Origin of the sequence: Parafilimonas sp., from assembly GCF_047606085.1 — a bacterium.
Classification (GTDB): domain Bacteria; phylum Bacteroidota; class Bacteroidia; order Chitinophagales; family Chitinophagaceae; genus Parafilimonas.
Window position 1 is genome coordinate 1 of the sequence record NZ_JASGEX010000131.1, and the last position, 3372, is coordinate 3372.

Below are 3372 nucleotides of genomic sequence, written 5' to 3' on the forward strand. Positions count from 1 at the left end.
ACTTGGGCTAAAGCCCATTGTGCAAGGGTTTCAGATATATAACCCCGGGCTTAAGCCTGGGGTTAGTAAAAAGCAGGCCCATAAAGGGCTTTAGCCCAAGAGAAAATATTTTAGTCGGACAACAATGAAAACTAACAATTGTAAGCACCTTTAATAATACTTTTTTATTAAGAAAAAACTATTACCTTATCAATGCAAGAAATTCATCTTCACTGATGATCTTAATGGTATTGATCTTTTTAGCTTTTTCCAGTTTGCTGCCGGCATCCTCACCTACAACAAGATAATTAAGCTTGCTGCTTACACCGCTAACAATTTTGCCTCCATATTTTTCCACCAGTTCTTCTGCTTCGCTGCGTTTAAGTTTGTTCAATGTTCCGGTGAATAAAAAAGTCTGTTCGTGCAACGTATTATTTTCAGCGGATGATTGCTTCTTGGTATTCTTCATATTCAAACCCAACTCCTGCAAACGTTTTAATATCTGCAAATTATCATCATTATGAAAAAAACCATAAATACTTGTTGCCACTTTAATACCAATATCTTCCAGTTGCTGCAAATCTTCAATACTCATCTTTTCAAAATCATATATTTCTTTTACAGCATTGGCCAGGGTTTTAGCCGTTGTTTCACCGGCATAGCGAATACCCAATGCATATATCAAACGATGCAATGGCTGTTTTTTGGAATCTTCAATAGCTGTCTGCAGGTTATCAATTGATTTTTTTCCAAAACCTTCCAGTTTGCTGATGGCCTCAAAATCCAGCGTATAAATGCAGGGGATATCTTTTAATAAACCCAGTTCAAAAAATTTAAGCACGTTTGCTGCGCCGAAATGCTTTATATCCATCGCATCCTTGCTTACAAAATGAATGATCTTCTCCACCACCTGCGCGGCGCATTCCATGTTGATGCAACGCCACACAGCCTCACCTTCTTCCTTAAATAATTCACTATTGCAAACCGGGCAGTTTTTGGGATAATGAATGATCTTTTCATGGCCCGTTCTCACCTCGGGCAAAGATTTTACGATCTGCGGAATTACATCCCCCGCCCGTTCCACCAACACGGTATCGCCAATACGCAAATCTTTTTCTTTAATGTATTCTTCATTATGCATGGAAATACTTGACACCGTAACGCCGCCAATATAAACCGGCTCAAGCTTGGCAACCGGCGTTACAGCGCCTGTTCTGCCCACATTAAATTCTACGCCAATCAATTTAGATGTGCCCTGCCTGGCCTTGAATTTAAAAGCAATGGCCCAGCGTGGATGATGTGATGTCATGCCCAGCGTATCCTGCAAAGCAAGGTCGTTTACCTTTATCACCATGCCGTCAATTTCATAAGGCAGGTCATCGCGTCTGGCTTCAGATTCGCGGCAATATTCAATTACTTTTTCAATGCCCTTTACCACTTTCTTTTCTTTTTCAGGGCTGCGGAAACCCAGTTCCCACAACATTTTCAGCGCTTCACTGTGTGTTGTAAACGGCGCTTCTTTTTTGGAGATATTCTCTTTGGAACGATCTTTTTCATCACTCACCTTTTTACCTTCCAGTGTGGTATAATAACTTACATGGTAAAGAAACGCTTCCAGGTTTCTTTTGGCAACAAGTTTCGGGTCTTTAATGCGCAAACTGCCGCTGGCTGCATTGCGCGGATTAGCCAGCACAGGCAAACCTTCTTCTTCCATCTGCTCGTTATATTTGGCAAACGATTTTTTACTCATTAACACTTCACCACGTATCTCAGCCAGTTGAATATTATATTCAGAAAATGCTGCCGATAAAGGAATAGAGCGAACCTGCTTAATATTGGTTGTTATCTCTTCGCCTTCCACACCATTGCCGCGGGTAACGCCGCGGCTTAATTCATCATCTTCATAAATCAAAGAAATACTGGCGCCGTCAAACTTTGGCTCCACGCAATATTCAATTATATCAAGCCCGGTATGTTCCCGCGCCTTTCTGTCAAAATCAACCAGGTCCTCTTCGTTATAACTATTGTCAAGGCTGAGCATAGGCACCAAATGTTGCACCGTTGGAAAAGCTGCATTCAACATAAGGCTGCTGCCTACACGCCGGGTGGGAGAATTTTTGGTAATCAGCTCAGGATGCGCTTTCTCCAATGCTTCAAGCTGTTTATACAATTGATCATATTCCATATCGGACACCAGAGGATCGCTCAAAATATAATACCGGTATTCATGAAAGCGCAATGCTTTTCTAAGCTCCTCAATATCTTTTGCGGACGCTGCTTTCTTAAGAAACTCCTTCGAAACTTTTTCAAGATGCTGAACCTGACCTCTGGAATACATGATAGAAAGTTTGCGGCAAATTAAGAAGTTGTTTTAATTATTGTCGGCCGTTTATAAATGCAGGGGATGAAACTTATTTTTTTATTTTTTCGCGAACCGCTTCTTCCACTATCTGGCAAAAATCGTTGAAGGGAATATCGTGAATATTAAGACCGGCCCTGGTTACAATACGCGGCAGCCTTGTGGAGAATTCTTTATATTCTTCAACTAACATGTTACGACCGGGAATTGTTACCCTGCGGGATGAATGTACGCAGCCAGTTTCTAATGTTTTGAAGATATGTGGTATATTGTTACCATGCGCTTTAGTATCAATTCCGTTCAAATCTGAAATAAATTGCTGGCAGCGGAACCTGGTTCTCTCAAAAATAAGCGCCACTTTTGAACGCTGTACTTTATTACCAAACCGTTTTGCGCCAAAAAAATGCCCAGCTCAAATGGCATATTAAACCGCGGAAAACCTGAAGTGCCTGTTTCTGTTCTTGAAAGATCATGAATGGCATATTTACAGTTCTCAATAATGTTTATAATCTTTTCAAGACGGCTTGTACTGCTGTCTTCATCGCCCAGGGCACATTGCGGAAAAAAACCGCAGCGGTAAACAGTAAAAACAACTGCATGCAGCAAAGCCATGTATGCATCATCAAAAGGGCAATTTATAAATACAAAATCGGTATAGCCTGGTCGGGAAGCCATTTACATTTATGAAGCTTTGACAGCGTGTTTAGGTGCAGTCTTTTTTGTAACCCTTACTACAACAGCAGGTGTATGCGCCGGCATGGGCTCGGCATACGCGGCTTCAACCGCCTTGCGGATTTTAGAGCGGGGAACCGAAGTTGCCCTCTTTGCTGTTTTTAAAGTTATTGTTGACATATAATGAAGCTAAGCATTTTTAATTTTGGAAAACCAGCATGCAGTTAAATGCCAGGGCAGACGCATTAAAATTTTAAAGGCATAAAAAGAAGCGTAGCTTCGAAAAAATATTGTAAAAACGGGTTTCAACCCGTTTGAAACCATCAAAATGTTGTTGAGAGCCATCGGCTCGTTACATTATG

General features: G+C 41.2%; 4 protein-coding genes. All 4 read right to left on the bottom strand.

Annotated elements, in window-relative coordinates:
• Positions 1-181: 181 nt before the first annotated feature.
• The gene (gene ligA / locus QM629_RS11665; protein WP_415160050.1) at positions 182-2317 is read right to left on the bottom strand and encodes an NAD-dependent DNA ligase LigA; all 2136 of its coding nucleotides are present in this window, start codon (positions 2315-2317) and stop codon (positions 182-184) included.
• Positions 2318-2390: 73 nt separating this feature from the next.
• Positions 2391-2531 (bottom strand): hypothetical protein, encoded by a 141-nt coding sequence (locus QM629_RS11670; protein ID WP_415160051.1) that lies wholly within the window; start codon positions 2529-2531, stop codon positions 2391-2393.
• 107 nt (positions 2532-2638) lie between these two features.
• Positions 2639-3013: a hypothetical protein gene (locus QM629_RS11675; RefSeq protein WP_415160052.1), complete on the bottom strand. Its 375-nt coding sequence runs from the start codon at positions 3011-3013 to the stop codon at positions 2639-2641.
• Positions 3014-3019: 6 nt separating this feature from the next.
• Positions 3020-3190, bottom strand: a complete 171-nt coding sequence (locus QM629_RS11680; protein WP_415160053.1) for a hypothetical protein — start codon at positions 3188-3190, stop codon at positions 3020-3022.
• Positions 3191-3372 lie beyond the last annotated feature (182 nt).